General features: G+C 67.0%; 19 protein-coding genes and 1 tRNA gene. 7 read left to right on the plus strand and 13 right to left on the minus strand.

The genetic code is table 11. The features are described 5' to 3' along the window. Nucleotides 1–19: 19 nt before the first annotated feature. The 3 genes from H6A21_RS01920 to H6A21_RS01930 form a co-directional block, all read right to left on the minus strand. Nucleotides 20–1,531, minus strand: coding sequence for a nicotinate phosphoribosyltransferase (locus H6A21_RS01920; protein ID WP_204559904.1), 1,512 nt, complete (start codon nt 1,529–1,531; stop codon nt 20–22). Between the two features lie 77 nt (nt 1,532–1,608). Continuing rightward, nucleotides 1,609–2,025 carry a hypothetical protein gene (locus H6A21_RS01925; protein WP_204559905.1) on the minus strand — a complete coding sequence of 139 codons (417 nt, stop codon included), beginning with the start codon at nt 2,023–2,025 and terminating at the stop codon, nt 1,609–1,611. Between the two features lie 457 nt (nt 2,026–2,482). Next, a tRNA-Ala gene (locus H6A21_RS01930) sits at nt 2,483–2,558 on the minus strand. A gap of 368 nt (nt 2,559–2,926) precedes the next feature. On the opposite strand from H6A21_RS01930, the gene H6A21_RS01935 reads away from it, so the two are divergent. Beyond that, nucleotides 2,927–4,453 (plus strand): GNAT family N-acetyltransferase, encoded by a 1,527-nt coding sequence (locus H6A21_RS01935; RefSeq protein WP_204559906.1) that lies wholly within the window; start codon nt 2,927–2,929, stop codon nt 4,451–4,453. Between the two features lie 132 nt (nt 4,454–4,585). Here H6A21_RS01935 and H6A21_RS01940 read toward each other — a convergent pair whose 3' ends face one another. The 6 genes from H6A21_RS01940 to tgt form a co-directional block, all read right to left on the minus strand. Then, a complete protein-coding gene (locus H6A21_RS01940; RefSeq protein WP_204559907.1) occupies nt 4,586–5,395 on the minus strand; it encodes a Cof-type HAD-IIB family hydrolase in 810 nt (269 codons plus the stop codon). Nucleotides 5,396–5,473: 78 nt separating this feature from the next. Further along, the gene (locus tag H6A21_RS01945; protein ID WP_204559908.1) at nt 5,474–6,169 is read right to left on the minus strand and encodes a YczE/YyaS/YitT family protein; all 696 of its coding nucleotides are present in this window, start codon (nt 6,167–6,169) and stop codon (nt 5,474–5,476) included. Then, nucleotides 6,170–6,616, minus strand: a complete 447-nt coding sequence (locus H6A21_RS01950; protein WP_239462570.1) for a MarR family winged helix-turn-helix transcriptional regulator — start codon at nt 6,614–6,616, stop codon at nt 6,170–6,172. It abuts the gene before it with no gap. Between the two features lie 289 nt (nt 6,617–6,905). Next, the gene (locus H6A21_RS01955; protein ID WP_342589612.1) at nt 6,906–7,688 is read right to left on the minus strand and encodes a TIGR00730 family Rossman fold protein; all 783 of its coding nucleotides are present in this window, start codon (nt 7,686–7,688) and stop codon (nt 6,906–6,908) included. Nucleotides 7,689–7,753: 65 nt separating this feature from the next. Beyond that, entirely contained in the window at nt 7,754–9,181 is a 1,428-nt protein-coding gene (locus H6A21_RS01960; RefSeq protein ID WP_204559911.1) for a glutamate synthase-related protein, read from the minus strand. A 215-nt stretch (nt 9,182–9,396) separates the two neighbouring features. Continuing rightward, nucleotides 9,397–10,536: a tRNA guanosine(34) transglycosylase Tgt gene (tgt, locus tag H6A21_RS01965; RefSeq protein ID WP_204559912.1), complete on the minus strand. Its 1,140-nt coding sequence runs from the start codon at nt 10,534–10,536 to the stop codon at nt 9,397–9,399. Between the two features lie 376 nt (nt 10,537–10,912). Here tgt and H6A21_RS01970 point away from each other — a divergent pair, with 376 nt between their 5' ends. Next, nucleotides 10,913–11,509, plus strand: a complete 597-nt coding sequence (locus tag H6A21_RS01970) for a helix-turn-helix domain-containing protein (RefSeq protein WP_204559913.1) — start codon at nt 10,913–10,915, stop codon at nt 11,507–11,509. 103 nt (nt 11,510–11,612) lie between these two features. Further along, the gene (locus tag H6A21_RS01975; RefSeq protein WP_204559914.1) at nt 11,613–11,834 is read left to right on the plus strand and encodes a DUF6440 family protein; all 222 of its coding nucleotides are present in this window, start codon (nt 11,613–11,615) and stop codon (nt 11,832–11,834) included. Nucleotides 11,835–12,201: 367 nt separating this feature from the next. Here the strand turns inward: H6A21_RS01975 and H6A21_RS01980 are convergent, their stop codons facing one another. After that, the gene (locus H6A21_RS01980; protein WP_204559915.1) at nt 12,202–13,338 is read right to left on the minus strand and encodes an aldo/keto reductase; all 1,137 of its coding nucleotides are present in this window, start codon (nt 13,336–13,338) and stop codon (nt 12,202–12,204) included. Between the two features lie 278 nt (nt 13,339–13,616). Here H6A21_RS01980 and H6A21_RS01985 point away from each other — a divergent pair, with 278 nt between their 5' ends. The 4 genes from H6A21_RS01985 to H6A21_RS02000 all read left to right on the plus strand — a co-directional run bounded on the left by H6A21_RS01985 (nt 13,617) and on the right by H6A21_RS02000 (nt 18,177). Continuing rightward, entirely contained in the window at nt 13,617–15,374 is a 1,758-nt protein-coding gene (locus tag H6A21_RS01985) for a hypothetical protein (protein ID WP_204559916.1), read from the plus strand. 82 nt (nt 15,375–15,456) lie between these two features. Further along, entirely contained in the window at nt 15,457–16,782 is a 1,326-nt protein-coding gene (locus H6A21_RS01990; RefSeq protein ID WP_204559917.1) for a coproporphyrinogen III oxidase family protein, read from the plus strand. Nucleotides 16,783–16,819: 37 nt separating this feature from the next. Beyond that, nucleotides 16,820–17,749, plus strand: coding sequence for an N-acetylglucosamine kinase (locus H6A21_RS01995; protein WP_204559918.1), 930 nt, complete (start codon nt 16,820–16,822; stop codon nt 17,747–17,749). A 101-nt stretch (nt 17,750–17,850) separates the two neighbouring features. Beyond that, a complete protein-coding gene (locus tag H6A21_RS02000) occupies nt 17,851–18,177 on the plus strand; it encodes a putative heavy metal-binding protein (RefSeq protein WP_204559919.1) in 327 nt (108 codons plus the stop codon). 495 nt (nt 18,178–18,672) lie between these two features. On the opposite strand, the gene H6A21_RS02005 is transcribed toward H6A21_RS02000, so the two are convergent. The 3 genes from H6A21_RS02005 to H6A21_RS02015 all read right to left on the minus strand — a co-directional run bounded on the left by H6A21_RS02005 (nt 18,673) and on the right by H6A21_RS02015 (nt 22,234). Further along, entirely contained in the window at nt 18,673–20,586 is a 1,914-nt protein-coding gene (locus tag H6A21_RS02005) for a Tat pathway signal sequence (protein ID WP_239462571.1), read from the minus strand. A 67-nt stretch (nt 20,587–20,653) separates the two neighbouring features. After that, nucleotides 20,654–21,838, minus strand: a complete 1,185-nt coding sequence (locus H6A21_RS02010; protein ID WP_204559920.1) for an aldo/keto reductase — start codon at nt 21,836–21,838, stop codon at nt 20,654–20,656. 177 nt (nt 21,839–22,015) lie between these two features. Further along, entirely contained in the window at nt 22,016–22,234 is a 219-nt protein-coding gene (locus tag H6A21_RS02015) for a DUF1450 domain-containing protein (RefSeq protein ID WP_204559921.1), read from the minus strand. Between the last annotated feature and the right edge of the window lie 22 nt (nt 22,235–22,256).

The following is a 22,256-nucleotide window of genomic DNA, read 5'->3' on the forward strand; positions in this document are numbered from 1 at the left end:
TCAACCGCGCGCGGTCCCCCTAGACGCGCTTCCAGGGGATCGCGGAGCTCGTCTGCGCCATGCGCTCGCGTACGAGCTCGTCGCGCACGCGGGCAAGCCCGAGCTCCATGCCAACCATATAGGTCTGCGGGTACAGGAAGCGCTTGTAGGCGGCGTCGAGTGCGCCCAGCTCGGTTTTGCAGCGCTCGCGAGCGACCTCGATGGACTCGCGCGGACCGACCGCCTGGCCGTCGCGCACGACGGGCTCGAGCAGCTCATGGTAACTCAAGCCGGCAACGCTCGTGACGAGCGCCGCGTCGTTCACGGCCACGAGCGTCGTGCCGCGCGTCGCACCCTCGCCCTCGAGATAGGCCTCGTCGAAAATCATGTCGCATACCGGGCTGCCCGCGCCGTCCACGTAGCGGCGCACCTGCTGGATACCGGGAATCGTGCGCTTGTCGGGCTGCTCGGAGAGCTTCAGGACGGGCGTCCAGGGGTCGTCCGCCGACGCGCGATGCGCCGCGAGCTTGTAGACGCAGCCGAGTGCCGGCTGGTCGTAGCAGGTGGCGAGCTTCGTGCCCACGCCGAAGCTGTCCACCGGCGCGCCCTGGTTCAAAAGCGACTGGATCGTGTACTCGTCGAGGTCGTTGGACAGGACGATCTTCACGTAGTCGAGCCCCTCCTCGTCGAGACGGCCGCGCACGTAGGCGGAGAGCTTCGCCAGGTCGCCGGAGTCGATGCGGATACCCGCCAGACGCTCGCCGGCGGCCTCCATCTCGCGCGCGACGATGATGGCGTTCTCCACGCCCTCGCGCACGTCGTAGGTATCGATCAGCAGCGTGCAGTTCTTGGGGCTGCTCTGCGCGAACGCGCGGAACGCCTCGAGCTCGGAATCGAACGCCATGACCCAGCTGTGCGCATGCGTGCCCGACACCGGGATGCCGTACTTGCGGCCGGCGAGCACGTTGGAGGTCGACGCGCAGCCCGCGATATAGCTCGCGCGCGCCACGGCCATGCCGCCGTCGGGACCCTGGGCGCGGCGCAGGCCGAACTCGGCCACGGGACGGCCCTTCGCCGCCGCCACGACTCGCGCCGTCTTGGTGGCCACGAGCGTCTGGAAGCCGATGGCGTTCAGCAGCGCGGTCTCGAGCAGCTGACACTCGAGCATGGAGCCCGTCACGCGGACCATGGGCTCGCGCGGGAACACGAGCGCGCCCTCGGGCACGGCGTCGATGTCCACATGGGGACGGAATGCGCACAGGTACTCGAGGAACGCCGGGTTGAACATCCTGCCGCCCGCGGGCGCCGAGAGGCCAGCCAGGTAGTCGATGTCCTCATCGGTGAAACGCAGGTTCTCCACGAGGTCCGCCAGCTCGGCGCTGCCGCACATGACGGCGTAGGCGCTCTCGAAGGGATGGTCGCGGTAGAACGCCGTGAAGCACCCCTGCTCGTCCTGCTTGCCGTTCTCCCACAGGCCCTGAGCCATCGTCAGCTCGTAGAGGTCGGTGAGCATCGCGACGTCAGTCGGTCGCGAAACGTCTGTCAAAGCCATGGTCGCTCCTTACCATATGCAACAAGGCGCCGGGCAAGGCACCGGCGCCACAGGTTCCGAAAAGCTATAGGGCGAAACTACACCATTCCGCTGTTGGAGAGAAAGATCCAGACCGCGCCGATGATCACGAAGGCGAACACCGCGGCGATGATGATCTTCTGCGCCGGCGGCATGCCGGGGATCTCATCGGGATCGTCTGACTGCGGGGTCATGACCATGCGCTGGCCGAACGAGAGGTGGTCGGGGTCGACCACGGGCGGACGGTCGTCCGCACGGCGTGCAGCCTGGGCGGCAGCCTTCGGGGCGACCGCGCTGACAGGGGCATCGGTGGCCTCGTCGACACGGGAGGCACGGGCCTCTGCACGCAGGGCCTCGAGCTCGGCGCGCTCCCTCCGGGCGCGCTCGGCCTCCTCGCGGGCCGCCTTCTCGGCACGCAGGGCCTCGAGTTCGGCGCGCTCGTCATCAGAAAGCGGCGCGGTTTCCTGCTCGGCCATCGCGGACCTCCGATCTGTCGCGCCAGGCGATCCCGGCGCTCGTAGCTTTTCTATCGACCGTCAGTATAACCGTTTGACCCTCCCGCGACGAAGCGGCATGGGCGATGGAACCCGATTGTTCACAGGTGCGGCGCGCGTCAGCGCACGCGGCGACGCAGAGGGCGGCAAGATGGCAGCAGAGGCGGGCGGACCGCTGGAAACCGGCGCAGATGGCAGGTCGAACACCGCTGACAGACAAAGACGGCAGCGCGCCTGCGCGGACGGTGGACGACCCGAAACGGCTCTCCGGCGACCGCTGGGCGGCGGGGCGGTCGCCCTCCCCCGCACAGCCGATCCGGACAGGAGGCCGCAAAGCGCGAGTGCCCGCCGATGTGCGCCACCGCGCATCGGTTGCAAACGGAGCCATCTGCAAACGAAAACGGGCACCTACCGAAGTAAGTGCCCGTTGCGAATCCTGTGGTGGAGACGAAGGGAATCGAACCCTCGGCCTCTGCCATGCGACGGCAGCGCTCTCCCAGCTGAGCTACGTCCCCAAGACGAGTTTCTATAATAGCGACTAAATGGACGCTGTCAACAAGAAACTTGCCAAAAATGGGCCGCCCCACGCTTCACGATAATGAACCCACCTCTACAAGGTGGGTGCCCTCATCGGCCCCTCCAGCGTCCTTAACAACGAAGGATACCTGTACTAGGCACGACTGTGTGGGCTCCCTAAATAAACTCGACGGTTCACCCAGTTGCTCCGCGTGGGGCGGAACATCTTCATCATAGGGCACGCCGTTCGCATTACCAGTCTTGACTTCAACCGAACTGTGGTGGAAGATGGAGGCACACGCCTGTCTCAGGACCCCACTTTAAGCGCCCTACCGGCGCTTTTTTAATACCGAAAGGGCTTTTCGCCATGCATGTCTCACCCGCTACCGCAGACGATCTCCCCGCGCTTACACATATGTACGCAGCCGTGGCGGACGCCATGCGCGACACGCCCTACGACGCCCACTGGGACATGGCCTACCATCCCACCGAAGAGCACCTGCGCGCCACCATCGCGGCGGGCGATCTGTTCATCTGCCGCGAGGAGGCCTCCGCGCGCGGCCCCATCCTCGGCGCGTTCGTGCTCGATGCCGATGAGGACGAGGCCTACGCGCAGGCCTCCTGGGCGGTCCTTGGGGCAGACGGCATCGCCGTCATCCACCTGCTTGCCGTCTCCACGGGCGCCCGCGGCCGCGGGGTCGGGCACGTCCTCGTGGCGGCCGCGAAAGAGGCTGCCCGGAAGCGAGGCGCCCGCTCGCTTCGACTCGACGTCCTGGCAAGCAACGCCCCGGCGGTCGCGCTCTACCGCAGCGAGGGCTTCGTCGACCTCGGCGTGTTCACCCTCGCCTACGACGGCGGCTTCATCGTATCCGCCCATCTCATGGAGTTCGATCTCGCGAACACGGAGACATCTGGGCGCGCGGCCGCAGGCGCCGAGCGCACGCTTCTGCGCCCCGCATCCCTTGCCGCCTGCGAGCTGTGCCCTCGGCGCTGCCGGGCAGAGCGCCTGGACGGGCGTGCGGGCATCTGCGGCGCGACCGATACGCTCAAGCTCGCCCGTGCCGCTCTCCACATGTGGGAGGAACCGCCCATCTCGGGCGAAGCCGGTTCGGGAACCATCTTCTTCAGCGGCTGCCCGCTCAAGTGCGTCTACTGCCAGAACCACGAGATCTCGACCGGCAACTTCGGCATCGAGGTCCCGCCTGAGCGCCTGGTCGAGATCATGCTCGAGCTTGAGGGCCAGGGCGCGCTGAACATCAACCTCGTCACGGCGACGCACTACGCGCACCTGCTGCCCGAAGCCGTTGCGCGCGCTCGCGCGCGGGGGCTCTCCATCCCCATCGTCTACAACACGAGCGGCTACGAGCGCGTGCGGGCGGTGCGCGAGCTCGACGGCATCGTCGACATCTGGCTCACCGATTTCAAGTACGCCGATGCGCGCCTGGCGTCGCAGCTCTCGCACGTGCCCGACTACCCCGCGGTCGCCCGCGCCGCACTTGCCCAGATGGTGCGCCAGATCGACGCGCGCGGCGGCGAGCGCGTGGACGAGGACGGCATCATGCGACGGGGCATCATCGTGCGCCACCTCGTGCTGCCCGGGCATGCGGACGACTCGTGCGCCGTTCTCGACGCCATCTGGGAGACAGCCGGCGACGTGCCCATCTCCGTCATGAGCCAGTACACGCCGAATGAGCAGATGCGCAAAGCGGGCGGCGAGCTGGCGCGCGCCGTGACGACCGAGGAGTACGAGCTCGTGCTCGACCACGCCGACGACCTCGGCTTCACGCAGATGTTCTGGCAGGAGGGCGGCGCGGTCGACGAGAGCTTCACGCCGGCTTTCGACACCTCCGGCGTGCTCACGTGCGCAGACGGCCCCATCCGGCCGCGCGCGTAGGGCCGCAATGCGCGCATGCGGCATCCTCATACGCGAAGGGGCCCGCCCAGACGCCGGACGGCATCTGGGCGGGCCCCTCTTCATATGGGTGCCGGTTTCAAAAGGCGCGATACCGCGTTGCGTGCCGGACGCTCAGGACAGGTAGCCCAACGCGCGAAGCGTGAGCACGATGCCGTCGCGGTCATTCGAAGGCGCGATGAGCGGGTAGCTCGCGGCGAGCTCCGCGGGCGCGTTCGCCATCAGGTAGCCGTGCCCCACCGCATCGAGCATGGGCACGTCGTTGTAGTTGTCGCCGAACGCGAGCGCATCCGCGGGGTCGATGCCGTACAGGTCGCAAAACGTGCGGACCGCGCTCGCCTTGCTCGTGTCGGCGCGCATGACCTCGATGAGCGTCGGCGATGACTGGGCGATGGCGAGCTCCGGGAAGCGCTCGCGCAGGCGCCGCTCGACCTCGTAGGTCGCGCCGGCGCTGCACAGGCACATGATCTTCTGCACCTCGTCGCGCTCGATGGACGACACGGCGCCCTCGCGCGCCCGTGCGCACACGATGCGCTCCTCCGCCTTGATGCGGGGGTCGTCCACCCGAGGCGCCACCCAGTCCTCGAAGGAGTAGGCGCTCCACGTCGCGTCGAGGTGCTCGCCCTCCACGAACGCGACGACCTCGGCGGCCTGGGCGCGCGTGAGGCCATGGTGGTGGATGATGGAGCGGTCCGCGTCCATGATGACGCCGCCGCTGTAGGTGACGACCGGGCAGACGAGCCCGGTGCGGTCGAGCAGCGGGAAGGTCCCCTGCATGCCGCGGGCGGTCACGATGACAAACGGGATGCCCGCCGCCTGCACCGCATCGATCGCCTGCCGGGTCGCGGGCGTGAGCTCGCTTGCCGAGTTGAGCAGTGTGCCGTCGATATCGCTGAAAATCGCCGTGCTGGGCGCACCTGCCAAGGGAACCTCCTCGTGTGGACGCTACCAGCGATGGTAGCGCAACTCCGGGCAAGAGCGGCTGAAGAGCCGGCTGCCCCCCTACATCGCGGCCTCGGGGGCTCCCATCTCGCTGCGCGACAGGCCGGCGATGGCGGCGAGCAGCGGCACATGGCGGTTCACGAGGTTCACGATCCTGCCCACGAGCAGCGCCGAGATGACCGTGCCGATGCCCAGGCCCTGGATGCCGTGGAAGAACACGAGCGACAGCGTGAGCGCAATGAGGACGAGCGTCACGTCGAAGGCGACCTTGCAGCTGCCGAACGGCTTGCCGGACACCGACGAGATCGCGCGCACCGCGCCCTCGCCCGGAACCACGATCACGTTCGGCGCAACCTCGATGGCGATGCCGAGGGCGAGCACCGTGCAGCCCGCGAGCAGCAGCACGATCTGCGAGACGGGGCCTGTGGGCGCCAGGCCGTCGAGCAGCATCATGCTCACGTCGATCAAGGCGCTGAACACGACGTTCACCACGAGCTGCAGCAGCTGGATCGGCTGGAAGTCACGGCGCAGCAGCACGATCTGGAGCGCGATGAACAGCAGGTTGACGGCGAAGGTGAACTCGCCGAGCGTCGGGGCGAACGCGAGGTCGAGCACGTAGGCCACGCTCGAGATCGGAGAGGTGCCGAGCGCCGCTTTGGTGATGACGGCGATGCCGAATGAGTTGATGGCGACGCCGATGACGAAGAACAGATAACGAAGCGCGAGGCGGCGCTTGTGGCCAACCGAGTATTCCATTTACTCCCCCATCTCCTCAGAGGCGGCCAGGTTCGAGATCACGCGGCCGAGCAGCCCCTTGAGCTGCTCGGCCTCCGACGCGGAAAAACCGGTCAGGCAGGTGTCATCGACCTGGTCGCCGAACACCTGGACGCAGCGCCCCGCCTCGCGGCCCAGCCGCGTCAGCTGCACATGCACGCGGCGGCGGTCGGCCTCATCGGGCACGCGCTCGATGAGGCCGCCCTCCTCCATGCGCGCGAGCACGCTCGCCACGGTGGACTTGTCCATCACACACGCCTGCGCGATGTCGCGCTGGCTGCAGCCATCGTTGACCATAAGGTGCTCGAGCACCTTCGGCTGCCCCGGCATGAGCCCGACCGCGCGCGTGCGGCCGAGCATCGCCCGGTTGGAATGGCTGAACGCCATGAGCAGCAGATGGTGAATGGAATCGTTCGTACGGCACTCCATGGCACGGCGCTCCAGATTGTTCGTATACCAACAGTTTGCATACATACTATCTGCTGTGCACGCGCTCCTGTCAAGATTCGAAACCCGCTCTTCACATCGGCGCGCATCGCGCGCAGGCACGCGGTGCGCACCTCAACACGAGCTCTTGCACCCGAGTGCGCTCTGAATGCAAAACGACGAACTTGCCGATAATCTCTCTAAGAAGAGCCCTTAGAGAGATTATCGGCACGTTCGTCGATGTCGGGCAGCTGACTGAAGGCCCCGAGGGACCGAAGCGCGCCACGCGCCGTTAGCGCTCAGGCATGCCGGAGAGCGCGACCGCCACGGCCTCTTCCACGTCATCGGTGATCTGCACGAGCGCGGGGTCGAGCGGCGAGATGTAGCCGCTGTCGAGCATCGTGCCCGAGATCCAGTCGAACAGCCCGTGCCAATAGTCGGCGCCCACGAGTGCGGCGGGCATGCGCTTCACCTTATGGGTCTGCACGAGCGTGAGCAGCTCGAACAGCTCGTCGAGCGTCCCGAAACCGCCCGGGAATACGATGGCGCCCGAGGAGTACTTCACGAACATCGTCTTGCGCACGAAGAAATACCGAAACGTCATGCCGAGGTTCACCCAGGCGTTCAGCTCCTGCTCGTGCGGAAGCTCGATGCCGAGCCCCACCGACGTGCCGCCCGCCACGGCGGCCCCGCGGTTGGCGGCCTCCATGATGCCCGGGCCGCCGCCGGTGATCACGGCCACGCCGTGTGCCGCGAGCAGCTTGCCCGCGCGCCGCGCCGCCCGGTACATGGAGTCGTTGCGCGGCGTGCGCGCCGACCCGAAGATCGCCACCGCGGGCCCGAGCTCGGCGAGCGCGCCGAAGCCGTCCACGAATTCCGCCTGGATGCGCATGACGCGCCAGGGGTCCATATGGAGCCAGTCGGTGGAGTCCTCGGTGGCGAGCAGGTTGCCCGTCGTCGTCTGCTCCGGAATCATCGGGCCGCGCAGGATCACCGGACCCTTGTGGTAGGTCTGCGCGAACAGCACCGACTCGACCTCCTGCGCGCCCGGCGCGTCTTTGCTCTCGTCCGCCACGGGACATCCCTCCATCCGCTCGCGCGCCGCAGCCCGACAGGAGGGCGCGGCGCGCACACGTTCGTTTATGCGCGCGGGATCCCGCAGCGCTCGGCGATCGCGGCGTCACACGTCACCAGGTCGTCGGCACTCAGATCCCCGACGCTGTTATGCCCCATCACGCGGCAGAACATGCGCAGGTCGTCGAAGGTCGCGCGGTAGAAGTTCTCCACGCGGCGCGCGGCGCGGTCCACGTCGAGGCGCGCTCTGAGCTCGGGGGCCTGCGTGGCGATCCCCATGGGGCACAGACCGCTTCCGCAGATGCGGTACTGCTGGCAGCCGAGCGCCATGAGCGACGCGGTCGCCAGCGCGACGGCGTCCGCGCCCATTGCGAGCGCCTTCACGATATCGGAAGCGACGCGCAGCCCGCCGGTGATGATGAGGCTCGCCGGCGAGCCCAGCTCGTCGAGGACACGGCGCGCCCGGGCGAGCGCAAAGATCGTGGGTACGGAGCTCGCATCGCGCAGCATCACGGGCGAGGCGCCCGTCGCCCCGCCGCGACCGTCGATGGTGATGAAATCCGCGCCCGCGGCAACCGCGACGGCGATGTCGCGCTCGATGTGGCCTGCGGCGAGCTTGATGCCGACGGGCGCACCGAGGCTCCGCTCGCGCAGCTCATCCACGAGCGCGGTGAGGTCATCGGTGCTCGCCACGCCCGGGATGGTAGAGGGCGAGATGATGTCCTCCCCCGGCTGGCGCCCGCGGATGTGTGCGATCTCCTCGGTCACCTTCTCGCCGGGCAGGTGCCCGCCCATACCGGGCTTCGTGCCCTGGCCGATCTTGATCTCGATGGCAGCAGCTGCCCGCAGGTTCCCGTCGGTCACCGAGTAGCGCAGCGGCGCGAACTCGAAGATGTAGCGGCTGCCCGCCGCCTCGAGCTCCTCGGGCAGGATGCCGCCCTCGCCCGAGCACATCGCCGTACCGGCCGCCGCCGCCCCGCGCGCAAGCGCGATCTTCGCCTCGCGCGACAGCGCGCCGAAGGACATATGAGACACGAACGCCGGCCCCGCAAGCACGAGCGGACGCGCCGCCTGCGCGCCGATGGTCACGGAGATGTCCGGCGTGTCCCCCTCCTGCAGAGGCATGGGGTCGAGCTGCGCGCCGAGCACGAGGATGTCCTCCCATGCGGGCAGCGGCAGCGTCGTGGCCATCGCGCCGTCGGCGAGCCTGCCGTGCTCGGCGAGCGCGTGGATGGTGTCCATATGGCGAATCGTCGGGTCGACCCGGCGCAGCTCCGCGGGAACGGCAAGCGACGCGTCCGCCTCCTCGGTCGCGGGAGCGGGCGCGACATCCGCCTCCCCGTCCGGCAGCGGCGTCACCCCGTCATCGGCCACCCGGTAGAACCCCGACGCGTCGGCGCCGCACATGGGACAGCGCTCGAGTGTCGAAAACGGCGCCCCCTCAACATCCTCGTCATAGACCCAACCGCACATCGGACACCGATACTTCGCCATGAGACCTCCCCCGCTGCGACATCTTTCGAGGTCATCGTATCAACCGGACAGACGGGACCCGGACCTCATCGGCCCGGGCGCCCGCAGACGGTCGGCTTCGCGTCGCAGACGAGAAGCCAGCGGCAGGGCAATCACGGCGTGACCAAAAGCAACTGAGGACCCGGATTCCGCAGGAACCCGGGTCCTCAGTTCGAAACCCTGTGGCAGACGGCACCTTAGTAATCCTGCGCCGCGGGGCTCTCCATCCAGGCGCGCTCGAACTCGGCGTAGCGCCCCTCGATGATGGCCTGACGCGCCTGGCGCATCAGGTCGAGCAGGAAGTAGATGTTGTGCATGGACAGCAGGATGCCGCCGAGCATCTCCTTCTGCGTGACCATGTGGCGGATGAGCGCGCGGCTGTAGCCGCCGGTGCACACCGGGCAGGTGCACTGAGGGTCGATGGGGCCCGCGTCGCGCGCGAAGCGGGCGTTGCGGAAGTTCAGGCGCCCCTCATGGGAGAACGCCGTGCCCATGCGGCCGGTACGGGTGGGCAGCACGCAGTCGAACATGTCGATGCCGATGCCGACGCCGCGCACGAGCGTGGTGGGGTTGCCCACGCCCATAAGATAGCGCGGCTTGGTCCGCGGCATGTGCTCGGAGACGAGCGGTGTCAGCGACTCGAACATGGTCTCGTGGTCCTCGCCCACCGAGTAGCCGCCGATGCCGTAGCCCGGGAAGTCGCCGCACTCCTCGAGGTGGCGCAGGCTCCTCAGGCGCAAATCGAGATGCATGCCGCCCTGCACGATGCCGAACAGCGCCTGGTCGGGACGGGTGTGCGCCTTGTAGCAGCGCTCGGCCCACATGCTGGAGAGCTCCACGGCGCGCTCCACGTAGGCGCGCGTGGCCGGGTAGCCCGGGCACTGGTCGAGCTGCATGCAGATGTCGCTGCCGAGCTTCTGGGCGATGGCCATGTTGTCCTCGGGCGTCCAGAAGATGTGGCTGCCGTCGTAATCGGTGGCGATGAAGCGCACGCCGTCGTCGGTGAGCTTGACGGCGTCGCCGTGGGAGAACACCTGGAAGCCGCCCGAGTCGGTGAGGATCGGCCCGTGCCAGTTCATGAAGGCGTGAAGGCCGCCGAGCTCGTCGATGAGGTCGGCACCGGGGCGCATGGCCAGGTGGTAGGTGTTCGCGAGCACGATCTGGGCCCCCAACTCGCGCACGGTCTCGGTGGGGATGCCCTTGACGTTCGCCTTCGTGCCCACCGGCATGAAGATGGGCGTCTCGATGTCGCCATGCGGCGTGTGCAGGATGCCTGCGCGCGCGTGGGTCTTCGGGTCCTCGGCGACGATATCGTAGGTGAAGAGCTTCTGGTCCATGGGGCTCCTTGGGGTTACGTGCCTGGCGCCGTCAGCATCTCGTGACGGCCGATGTATCCGGACCAGTATAGCGTGGCCCACCAGCCCCGCCGTCCCCTCAACGGCTTCGCCACAAGCGGCGGCGCGTGACGGCGACAGAGCTCGCGTTCCGCAGGCGGGGCGCATGCCGTCACCACGATCGCGGCCGGATGCCGCGCGGGACGGCCAGCACCCCTCGGTCCGCCCCGCCTGTTCGCATTCGGCAGGCATACAGAAACGCCCAGGTAGAGCGGCTGCAAAAAACATTTGGCACGGCTTTTTGGCCGATTTCGCATCCCGCCGACGCGCCTGGATGCTACCGTGGGGGCGCCAGGACCCCCGACGCGAAAGGAACCGCGTGGAACTCGGACAACGCATCAAAGAGCACCGCGCCCGCCTGGGGATGTCCCAAACCGATCTGGCCCGCGAGGTGTTCGTGACGAGGCAGACCGTATCCAACTGGGAGACGCAGCGCACCTACCCGGACGCCCAGAGCCTCCTGCTCATGAGCCGCCTGTTCGGCGTGAGCGTCGATGCGCTCCTCGAAGACGACACGAGCGAGATGCACGAGGCGCTCGCCGCGGGCTCGAAGCGGATGGGGAGGCTCGGCATCGCCATGGGGGCCTTCGGCCTCGCATGCGGGCTGTGGGTCTTCGCCGGCATCGTGCTCGACCTCGACCTCATCGCCATCGCGGTGCCCGCCGCGCTGCTGTTCATACCCGCGTCGTCGGCCGCCTTCATGATCGACAAGATGCGCCACGACCATCAGCTGTACGCCTACCAATCGGTCCTGGCGTTTCTCGCAGGCGAGGACCCCGATGTGAACAACCGCCACAACCGACGCGTACGCGACCACTGGGTCGCGCGGCGCGTCGTGCAGACCGTGCTCGCCATCATCGTCGGCATCTGCTGCGGCTGGGGCGCCGCGAGCATCATCTCCGCCCTGGTGGGTTAGCGGCACCCCCGCCCCACACGGCAGCGCGACCGGCGGCGAGCCCTCGATATCAGTCAAACATGTTTGAACGATAGAACGCATCCGCTTTGAGGAAAGGAACCCCATGGCACACGAACGCTTCGTCGAGACGTACTCCCAGGGCGTGACCAACGTCCGCAAGATCATCATCGACACGCTCACCGGCGTGAACTACCTGTTGCTGTCGTCAAACATGACGGGCGGCTGCGGCGTCTCCATTCTGGTCGATGCCGACGGCAAGCCAATCGTCACCCCACTTGACGAAAACGACCCGGTCGCACTCGGTCAGCTGCTCGACCGCGACTAGATCGCGACGGAGCAACGGCCCTCGATGTTGATCGGGGGCGCATAATGCGCCCTCGAAAACGAGGAGGGCCCACTTTCAGTACTTTTTTGGAGCCGTCGTGGGAAGAGACTGCAAACGGCCAAAACGATACAGCAATTTACCTGCGGTTTTCTTGGTGGCGTTCCAGCCCGGTACGCGCTCTTCACCAGACCCCTCGAAAAAAGTACTGAAAGTGGGCCCTCCTCGTTGCGAGAAGCCCCAGCTGAACGCATCTGCGTACGCAACGCCGCCCGCCACCGAGCGCCTCGGGCGCAAACATGCTCGATAACGTCCCGATCGATGCATTCCGCGCCCGGGCCCGCCGTGACGGGCCCGGGCGCAGCGGCGTCTATTTCGCCAGGCGCGCCGCGAAGTCGGCAAGCGCACCCGGGATGTCGATCTGCTGCGGGCAGACCGCGGCGCAGCTGCCGCACCCGATGCAGGCGCTCGGCTGCTTGTCCTCGGGCAGCGAGGCAAGTGCCATCGGGGCGATGAAATCACCCGCGCCGGTCACGACGAGCTGGTTATACATAGAGAGCAAAAACGGGATGTCGAGGCCCTGCGGGCAGTGGCTCGTGCAGTAATGGCAGGCCGTGCACGGCACGGTCTTATGACCGAGCATGCCGTCAGCGACGCCCTGAAGGACCTGGCGCTCCTCGTCAGTGAGCGGCTTTTCCTCCTGAAAGGTGGCGATGTTCTCGCGCAGCTGCTCGAAGTTGGACATGCCGGACAGCGTCACGCACACCTCAGGGATGCCCTGAATGAAGCGGAACGCCCAGGCGACCGGCGCCTCGTCGGGACGCGCGGCGGCGAGCTTGGCGGCATCGACCTCGGAGAGGTTCGCGAGCTTGCCGCCGCGCACCGGCTCCATGACCCACACCGGGAGGTTCCACTTCTTCAGCAGCTCCACCTTGCCGCGCGCATCCTGGAACTCCCAATCGAGGTAGTTGAGCTGGATCTGGCAGAACTCCATGTGCTCGCCGTACGCCTCGAGGAAGCGCTCCATGACGGGAATGGCACCGTGCGCCGAGAAGCCAAGATGCCCGATACGGCCGGCAGCTTGCTGCTTGAGTAAGTAGTCGACGATGCTGTGCTCGGGGTTCAGGTACTCGTCGATGTTCATCTCGCACACGTTGTGGATGAGGTAAAAGTCGAAGCGCTCCATGCCCGTCTTCTCGAGCTGGCGCTCGAAGATCTCCTCGACCTTGTCCATGTTCGCAAGGTCATAGCCCGGAAACTTCGTGGCGAGGTAGAACGAGTCGCGCGGGTGGCGGGCAAGCGCCGCACCCAGGGCGATCTCGGAGTTGCCGCCGTGATAGCCCCACGCGGTGTCGAAGTAATTCACGCCCTGCTCCAGCGCGTAGTCAACCATCGTGTTGACCGCATCCTGGTCGATCTTGGTGTCGTCCCCGTCGATGACCGGCAGGCGCATGGCACCGAAGCCGAGTGCAGAGAGCTTCAGATCCTGGAAATCCCGATACAGCATGAGCATGCTCCATTCCCGTCGCGCACCGTGGAGGCGAAGCGCGCGATGCGCATCCAATCGCTTCACGGTGACCATGGTAGGTCTTGGAGCACACTCCAGGTCAAGCACCGGCAAGCGGAAGTCATGGTTACAGGACCACGTGAGACGGACCCGTCGAACACGTTTTAAACGTCACGTGACCGCACGCGCGAGCACCTCTCGCGTCCATGCGAGGGTATATCATGGGAGCGGAAAACGAAGCGCGGGCGCAAGTGCCCGCGCATATGAATGGAGCCAGCATGAGCGACGAGCGCATTGAGACAGAGCCCGGCGTGAACAGCGACAACACCGCCATGGAGGATACCGAGGGGACGAAAGCGCAGAGCCCCTCGGATATCCAGGCAGACGAGTCCCGCAAGCCCGCGGACGACCAGAACGACGATGCGCCCGAGGAGGAGCCCACCGAAACCGATGCGGCCGGGGATGGCGAGGAGCCCGGAGACGGCGCCGACGGCGAGAACGGCGCCGACGCGCCTGCCGCCATCGAAGAGCCCGATAAGGACGACGGGGATGCTCAGACGCCTGCGGAGGCAGCCGAGGACAAACCCGATGCCGAGAAGGTCGACGAAGTCGAAGAGGGCAGCGAAGAGGACCTGCCCTCCGCAGAGGATGCAGACGAGGATACCGCCAGCTCGCTTCCCGACTTCCTCGTTCGCGACGAGGACGGGAACTTCGGCGACGACCCAGAACCGCTGCCCGAGGGCTTCGAGGTTATCGAGGGCGGTGCCGCCACGTCGACGGCCGCTCCCGCCGCAGCCGCGCAGCCCGAACCCGAGACCGCTCCGCACGAACCCGAAGAGCCGAAGGGCCCCTCTGCCGCCGAGGCCCTCACGCACGCTGCCGCCGAGGCGGCGAGCACCGTGGGCACCTATATCTCCCAGGGCGTGGGCGCGGTGCGCGAGATGAGCGCCGCCAAGCGCGCACACGCCGAGGCGCGCGACATGCTCGAGGAGCTCGAGCAACGCATCGCCGACCAGACCGACGAGCTGGCGCACCGCCGCGACGTGACGGAGCGCTACCCGCAGATCGTCAGCGACCTCACCACGCGCAAGAAGGGCGCGCAGGCGTCCATCAACGCCGCCGTCGCCCTGCAGAAGACCATCCAGGCCCAGATCGAGACGCTCAAAAAGCAGCTTGACGACATGAAGGCGGCCGACGCCGCCACAGAGAAGCGCCTGAAATCCGCCCTCGAGGCGGCCGAGCGCAAAGAGGAGGAGGCGCGCGACTCCGCGAACCGTATGAAGCGGCGCCTCGCCGATGCCCAGCGTGGCGTCGAGAAGGCCCGCGAGGCGGCCACCTCGAGCATCGAGACCGCCCAGCACGCCGTCGAGGCCGCGTCCGCCCACCTGAACACCCTGCGCGAGGAGTACTCCGAGATCCAGCGCAACCCCTCGGCGAACTCGGCCGCATACAGCATCCGCGACACCGAGCTCTCCGGCGAGATCGCCGACGCCACCGAGGCGCTGCGCCGTGCGAACGAAGAGCTCCCGCGCGTGCAGAAGGCCGCCAAGGCGTCGCTCGAGGCCGCGCAGGCCGCTGTCGCCGAGGCCGAGCGCCCCATCAACGAGGCGAAGGAGGCCTTCCGCCTGATCTGCGACCAGACCGCCGCCGCGCGCGACGAGCTGGAGGCCGCGCGCAAGGACGCCGCCGACCGGCAGAAAGCCGCAAAGGCGAAGGTCGCCGAGCAGGAGCGCAGCCTGAAGGAGCAACAGGAGCAGCAGACCGCCGGCGAGCGCGAGATCGAAGAGACGGACCGCGCCATCGCCGACGCCGCGAGCATCCACGATCACCCCGAGGTCACCGAGCGCATCGCCGCCGCACTTTCCGCCGACATCGCCGAGCGCGACGAGCTGCTGCCGCAGGTGGAAACGCTTGCCGCCACCGAGGCGACGGTCCGCGAGCGCACGCGCGCCTCGCGCCTGCGCTTCATCGGCATCATCGCCGTCGCCGTCGCCATCGTGCTCGTCATCGTCGCCATCGTCCTGCTCGTTTTCTAGACCTTATCGCCGCGGGTGCGCGCTGCCACCTCTGCGCGCGCCCGCGGCATCTGTGTATCCCCCACCCTGAAAGGATCAGGTTTTGCTTTCGGAACGCATGCTCACCGGTGTCATCAAGACCATGACCAAGCACGAGCTCCAGATGGAGCCCGTGACCGAGAAGATGATGCCGGGGCCCAAGCCCGGCATGCACTACATGCTCTACATGCATATCCCCTTCTGCGAGCGACTCTGCCCGTACTGCAGCTTCAACCGCTATCCGTTCCGCGAAGAGATCGCGCGCCCCTACTTCAAGAACCTGCGGCGCGAGATGCTCATGCTGAAGGACCTCGGATACGATTTCGAGAGCGTCTACTGTGGCGGCGGCACGCCGACCATCATGATCGACGAGCTGTGCGAGACGCTCGACATGGCGCGCGACCTGTTCTCCATCCGCGAGGTCTCGAGCGAGACAAACCCCAACCACCTGACGAAGCCGTATCTGGAGAAGCTGACCGGCCGCGTGCAGCGCCTGTCGGTGGGCGTCCAGAGCTTCAACGACGACCTGCTGCGCCAGATGGACCGCTATGAGAAATACGGCAGCGGCGCCGAGATCTTCGAGCGCATCGGCGAGGCGAAAGACTACTTCGACATCCTGAACGTCGACATGATCTTCAACTTCCCCTCGCAGACCCCCGACGTCCTCATGCACGACGTCGAGATGATCCGCGCCTGCGGTTGCCAGCAGACCACGTTCTCGCCGCTGTATTTCTCGCGCGCCACGACCAAGAAGATGCTCGACACGCTCGGGCACCCCGCCTATGCGCGCGAGTACGAGTACTACCTCATGCTCGACGAGGCGCTCGCCGAGGGCGCAGACGCCGCGTTCGACCGTCGCACCGTCTGGACGTTCAACCGCCGCGGGCAGGACCTGCACGCCTGCGGCGAGGTGCCGGTCGACGAATTCGGCGTGACCTATGAGGAGTACCCCGCCATCGGCAGCGGCGCCGTCACGCACCTGGACGGCACGATCTACGTGAACACGTTCTCGCTCGCGCAGTACAACGCCGACATCGAGGCCGGCCACATGTCGCTCATGGGCAAGACGAAGATGAGCAAGCGCGACCTCATGCGCTACCGCTTCATGCAAGACCTCTACTCGCTGCGCCTGGACAAGCACCGCTTCGAGGCCGATTTCGGCGAGACGGTCGAGCACGGCCTGCCGGTAGAGATGGCGTTCATGCGCGCGAACGGCGCCTTCGCCACCGACACCGCAGACGAGCTCACGCTGACGCCGAAGGGCCGCTACTACGCCCTCGTCATGCAGCGCCAGTTCCTCTCCGGCTTAAACGAGCTGCGCGACCAGGCGCGCGCCGCGCTCACCGGCCCCGAGCACGAGCTGCTCTTCGGCGACGGCACGCCGGCGTAGCCGCGCGGCTGCCAGACGTTTACGGAAAGGAGATCCGATGCGCTGGCTGGGCGTTGACGGGGGCGGCACCAAGACCGCCTTTGCCCTGTATGACGAGCGGCTGCAGCCACTCGACCGCCACGTGCTGCCCACCTGCCATTACGCGCAGGCGGGCGTGGACGGCATGCGGCGCGTCCTCGAAGAGGGGCTCGCCTGGGCACGCGGCGCCGGCAAGCTCGGCGATGCGTTCGGCATCGGGTTTTCCATCTGCGGGTATGGCGAGAACACCGCCGCGGACGCCGCGATCGAGGCCACCGCGCGCGACATCGCGGGCAGCAGCCCCTATGCGCTCGTGAACGACGTCGAGGCAGCGTGGGCGGCGGGGCTCGACATGGCCGACGGCATCGCGCTCATCGCCGGCACGGGCTCGATCGCCCTCGGCGTGCGCGCGGGGCGCCAAGTGCGCTGCGGTGGCTGGGACTATGAGATCGGCGATGAGGGCAGCGGAGGTTGGATGGGCCGCGAGGTCCTGCGCGCCTTCACGCGCCAGGTCGACGGCCGCGATGCGCGCGGCGCGCTCTACGACCTGGTGCGCTCCGAGCTCGCGCTTTCGAATGATTTCGACATCATCGCCTTCGCGCAGAAGCACATCGCCGACCGCACGCGCATCGCCGCCCTCTCCGTTCTGGCAACCCGGGCGGCACGTGCGGGCGATACCTGTGCGCGGGCGATCTTTACGCGGGCAGCCCGCGAGGAGGCCGACCTGGTCGCCGCCATCGTGCGCGCACTGTTCGCCGACCAGATGGACACTGCAGCCGCCGTCCCCGTGACCTATATCGGCGGCACCTTCCAGGCCGGACCGCTCATCTTGGAGCCGCTCGCCGCCGCCCTCCCCTCCTGCTGCCGGCTCGTCGCCCCCGCACACGAGCCCGACCTGGGCGCCGTCCTCATCCTGCGCAGCCGCCCGCGCGCAGAAGGCCGCCTTTAGCGATTCTTTACGCTCTCTTTAGGCCCGCTCAAGCTGCGGTACGGCCCGTGCGTCTACCATAGGGGTGAGTCCGATCACCTTGGAGCGAGAAAGGTCCGTGCATGATCATCACCACCACCCCCACCGTCGACGGCTACCGCATCACCGGCTACTACGGCATCGTATTCGGCGAGGTCATCACCGGTATCGACTTCCTGAAGGATATCGGCGCGAGCCTGCGCAACTTCGTGGGCGGCCGAAGCAAGGGCTACGAGGACGAGCTCATCCAGGCACGCCGCGAGGCACTCGACGAGCTGGAGCAGCGCGCAGCCGAACTCGGCGTGCACGCCGTCGTGGGCGTCGACATCGATTACGAGGTGCTCGGCCAGGGCGGCATGCTCATGGTCACCGCAAGCGGCACCGCCGTCACGCTCGAGGCTGTGCGCTAGGCACTCTTCGGGTCAATCGCCCGTCCACGCCAAGGCAGCCGATACCAAAATCGGCTCGATCATCTGCCGCATAATCGACCCGCGAGCACTGCACCCCAATGCCTGTATATACCTCCGGCATTGGGGTGTATTTTTGCATAAAACTCCCCGCGTGAGGGAACGCCATTTGAGACGAATAATAGAAGATATTAACCGGGGTACGATTATTCGGTGCCATTCGCCCACCGACCGGAGACCCTCGACAACACCGCAGGTACCAACTGGGCTTTTGCTGACGGTCTCCCGGCGGTGACGGACTCGCACCGAAAAATCGTACCCCGGTTAATATCTTATGTATATTCATGGGTTTCTCGGCTTCACATTCCGGAACGGATTGCCGGCATCGGCATACACGCGGGTGGAACCTGGCGCCAACAAAACGAAAGGGTCCCGGCGCCGCGAGCCCATCTCGGGTCGCAGCATCGGGACCTATCCCATGCGTCTCACACGCGCCTGTTACTCGATCGAGGTGACCTGCCTCACGGCCTCACCTGCCGCGCCGCCGGCATCCCCTGCCGCAGCATCCCCCTCGGAATCGCCCGCATCGGCAGCGGGCTCCTCGGCCATATAGGTGAAGGAGATGGTGTCGCCCACGCGGTAGCGCACGATGCCGAGCAGGTCGGGCAGTGCGAAATCGTAGATCTCCGGCGACCCCTCGAGCGTCACGTAGAAGTGCGAGTTGCCGTCGATGACCGCCTGCGCAATCGTGGCGATGGCGCCGCTCACGTCCTGCTGCGCGCCGGATGCGGCGGCCTGCTCGTCGGACAGCGTGCCGTCAGCCGCGAGCATCGCCAGATAGCTGTCCTGGCAGGCGGCGACGGTGTTGCCCGTCGCGACGTTCTGATAGTGCTCTACGTTGATCATCGCGTACATCTTCACGAGCCCGGCATCGTCCTTCATCGACATGAAGTACGTGGGCTCGCCCGCCACGTTCAAAAGCAGCGGGAACGTCGCCTGGTAGCGCAGGTTCTGCAGCTCGCCCTCCGCGCTCGCCATGGCCGAGTCCTCCGTCGCGCCCGCGACCGGGTAGAAATGCGACTCGCCGGTGCGCTGGTTCACGAGGATGAAGCCGATGATCGAGCTGTCGGCCGTGACGCTCGACACGCCCGTGTACAGGTAGATGTCGTCGCCCTGCGCGAGGTAGTTGTAGCCGAGCTCCCCGTCGGTTCCGCTCGTGGTGCGCACGACGTCGCGCTGGCCCAGCCACGAGTTCAGCCAGCCGTGCACATAGGCACCGCTCCAGTTGTACTGCTCGATGAGCAAATCGCTCGGATAGGCGCGGTCGACCCAGGCGGGCACATCCTCGATGGCATAGTCCTGCGTCTCGCCCGTGCAGGCGTTCACGAGCACGACGCGCTGGATGGTTGTGCCCTCAAACAGGCCGATGGTGCGGCGCTGGACGGGATAGACCCACCAGGGCGTCCCCTCCTCATCGAGCTCAAACGACTTCTGGTCGAACATATAGGAGGGGTAGGCGAGCTGCACGTAGCGGTCGATGTTGCGGGAGAGCGGCTCGGACTCGCTGTACATGATCGGCTCGTCCAGGCGCACGACCTCCGCCTGCTGCGTCACCATGTCCACGAGCACATAGGCGGGTATGCCCGTCTCGCGGTTGGAGAGCCACTTGAACAGGTCGGCGTAGACAAGCGGGCTCACGCGCACCGGGCGGCCGTGGTAGTTGATCTGGCTGTAGGCGTCCGAGATCTCGAACTGGCTCACGTACTCGGGAATGGAGCCCATGGCGCGCGCACCGAGCAGGATGGCCGACGCGCGGTCGATCACCGGCACCTCGGAGTAGTCGACCTCCTCGATATCGGCGGCGAAATCGCCGTTGGTCGTCTGGAGCACTGTGGCGTAGCGTTCGGCGTTGCCCGGGATGATGGGCGTGCCGGCGATCACGCCGACCACGAACGCGGCGACGACGGCAACCGGCACGATGATGAGGCGACCGAACAGCTTCGCGTGCGCGTCCGAGCGCAGCGAGGCCACCTTGAGCGCGACCGCGGCCACGACCGCGATGATGAGGATCCAGCTCCACACCTGCGGGCTCTGCAGATTGAGCGCCGGATGGAACCACCAGTAGCTCACCGCGAGCAGAATGACGAGCACCACGACCGCGATGATGAGAGCGCGCCTGCTCCAGCGGGCGATGGTGTCGAAGAGCTCCCCGCCGGGGCGCCCCGGGCCCGGAGCGCCCGCATGCTTCGCCCGGCTGTGCCGCCCTCCCGTACCTGGGCCCGCGGTATCGCCGTCCGTCGCGTCACCGATGACGGCGTCGACGGGAATCGCGTCGTCCGTCTCGTCGCTCCCGGGCACGGGAATGCCCATCATCCGCAGCATGCGGAGCAGATCGTCGTGGTCACGTGCCATGGAAGGCCTCCTTTTTCTATCGTGCGCGGTGATGCTTCTCCTCCGGGGCAAAGCACCACCATGCGAGTCATTTCCTTGTCATGAGCCTGAGCGCGAGGTCAACCGGGCCGGGCTGCAGACGGCGGCGCACGTCACCCAGGCGCTCGGGGATGTCGATATGCTGCGGGCAGTGCCGCGTGCACGCCCCGCAGCCCACGCACATGCTCGCCAGGCGCGGTTTGCCCGTGCGGATGGCGCTCGCGGTGAAATACTGCTGCATGCCGGTGAACCAGCTGTGGGCGAAGCTCGCGTTGTAGGCCGCGAAGCACCCCGGGATGTTCACCCCGTGCGGGCACGGCATGCAGTAGCTGCAGCCCGTGCACGGCACGCGGTTCGCCCGCTCGAATAGCTCCACCACGCGCGCGACCGCATCGAGCTGCGCCGCGCTCAGCGAGTCGGGCAGCGCGCCCTCGGCGATGGCGGCGTTTTGCGCCACCTGCTCGGCACTCGTCATGCCCGAGAGCACCATCGTCACCTCGGGATGGTTCCACACCCACGCGAGGCCCCAGGCGGCGGGCGTGCTCAGCTTCGGGTCGGCCGCCTCACGAAAGACGCGCTTGGCGGCATCGGGCAGCTTGTCGGCGAGCCTGCCGCCGAGCAGGGGCTCCATGATGAAGACCGCAAGGCCGCGCTCGGCCGCCCGTATGAGTCCCGCGGTTCCCGCCTGGTAGTGCTCGTTGGCGTAGTTGTACTGAATCTGGCAGAAATCCCATGCGTATGCGTCGAGCAGCACGGGGAAGTCCCCCTCGCTGCCGTGGAACGAAAAGCCGATCTGGCGGATGCGCCCGTCCGCTTTCCGCCGCGCGATCCAGTCCTCGATGCCCAAGCCGCACAGACGCTCCCACTGCGCCGGGCTCGTAATGTTGTGCATGAGGTAGTAGTCGATATGGTCGGTGCGCAGGCGCCGCAGCTGCTCGTCGAAGAAGCGGTCGAAATCGGACGCGCGCTTGCAGGAGGCATGCGGCAGCTTCGTGGCCAGAAGCACGCGGTCGCGGGCGCCGAGGCGCGCAAGCGACGCCCCGACCGCTTCCTCGTTGCCCGGGTAGAGATACGCGGTGTCCAGATAGTTGATGCCCTGCTCCAGCGCCGCAGAGATCACGGCGTCGGTCGCACGGGCGTCGGGTCTGCCGAGGGCGAAGCCGGGCAGGCGCATACAGCCCAAGCCGAGGGCGGAGATGCGGTTGCCGCTTGCGGGATCTGTCCGGTACTGCATGGGAAGCCTCTCGACGATGGCGCGCGCTGCGCGCGGATCGGGTCTGCGTTCCGCTATTGTACCCTGCGGACACGGTGAACCCCGCGCCCGTCCGCCGAAGGATCACCGCACGGGATGCAGCGCCACCGCGACCGCACCCCGAGCGTCTGGGCCCCGCGGCCCGCCGGCCGGACGCGTCTAGGCGACGGCCGCCTTCTTCAGCTTCTTGATGAGCTCCTTTTTCGAGTCGCACATGACGAGCTCGCCGTCGATGCGCGCGAAGGGACAGGTGGCGCGCTTCTTCACGCAGTGGTGTATGCAGCCCTCTTTCCACGCATCCTTATCCAGCTCGCCCTTCAGATCTTTCGGCTTGATGCCCGAGCATTTCTTGCAGAACTTAACGTGCGGCTTTCCCATGGCGGGTTTCCTCCGAAATCCG

It is taken from the genome of Collinsella tanakaei (assembly GCF_016902615.1).
GTDB lineage: Bacteria > Actinomycetota > Coriobacteriia > Coriobacteriales > Coriobacteriaceae > Collinsella > Collinsella tanakaei_A.

Bases quoted from the DNA above. Each gene is read 5' to 3' on its own strand.
- H6A21_RS02015 (WP_204559921.1), bottom strand. From the start codon at position 22,234: ATGGGAAAGCCGCACGTTAAGTTCTGCAAGAAATGCTCGGGCATCAAG.
- H6A21_RS01975 (WP_204559914.1), top strand. From the start codon at position 11,613: ATGGCACACGAACGCTTCGTCGAGACGTACTCCCAGGGCGTGACCAAC.
- H6A21_RS01925 (WP_204559905.1), bottom strand. From the start codon at position 2,025: ATGGCCGAGCAGGAAACCGCGCCGCTTTCTGATGACGAGCGCGCCGAA.
- H6A21_RS02005 (WP_239462571.1), bottom strand. From the start codon at position 20,586: ATGGCACGTGACCACGACGATCTGCTCCGCATGCTGCGGATGATGGGC.
- H6A21_RS01920 (WP_204559904.1), bottom strand. From the start codon at position 1,531: ATGGCTTTGACAGACGTTTCGCGACCGACTGACGTCGCGATGCTCACC.
- H6A21_RS02010 (WP_204559920.1), bottom strand. From the start codon at position 21,838: ATGCAGTACCGGACAGATCCCGCAAGCGGCAACCGCATCTCCGCCCTC.
- H6A21_RS01985 (WP_204559916.1), top strand. From the start codon at position 13,617: ATGAGCGACGAGCGCATTGAGACAGAGCCCGGCGTGAACAGCGACAAC.
- H6A21_RS01980 (WP_204559915.1), bottom strand. From the start codon at position 13,338: ATGCTGTATCGGGATTTCCAGGATCTGAAGCTCTCTGCACTCGGCTTC.
- H6A21_RS01945 (WP_204559908.1), bottom strand. From the start codon at position 6,169: ATGGAATACTCGGTTGGCCACAAGCGCCGCCTCGCGCTTCGTTATCTG.
- H6A21_RS01960 (WP_204559911.1), bottom strand. From the start codon at position 9,181: ATGGCGAAGTATCGGTGTCCGATGTGCGGTTGGGTCTATGACGAGGAT.
- H6A21_RS01950 (WP_239462570.1), bottom strand. From the start codon at position 6,616: ATGGAGTGCCGTACGAACGATTCCATTCACCATCTGCTGCTCATGGCG.
- H6A21_RS01995 (WP_204559918.1), top strand. From the start codon at position 16,820: ATGCGCTGGCTGGGCGTTGACGGGGGCGGCACCAAGACCGCCTTTGCC.
- H6A21_RS02000 (WP_204559919.1), top strand. From the start codon at position 17,851: ATGATCATCACCACCACCCCCACCGTCGACGGCTACCGCATCACCGGC.
- tgt (WP_204559912.1), bottom strand. From the start codon at position 10,536: ATGGACCAGAAGCTCTTCACCTACGATATCGTCGCCGAGGACCCGAAG.
- H6A21_RS01935 (WP_204559906.1), top strand. From the start codon at position 2,927: ATGCATGTCTCACCCGCTACCGCAGACGATCTCCCCGCGCTTACACAT.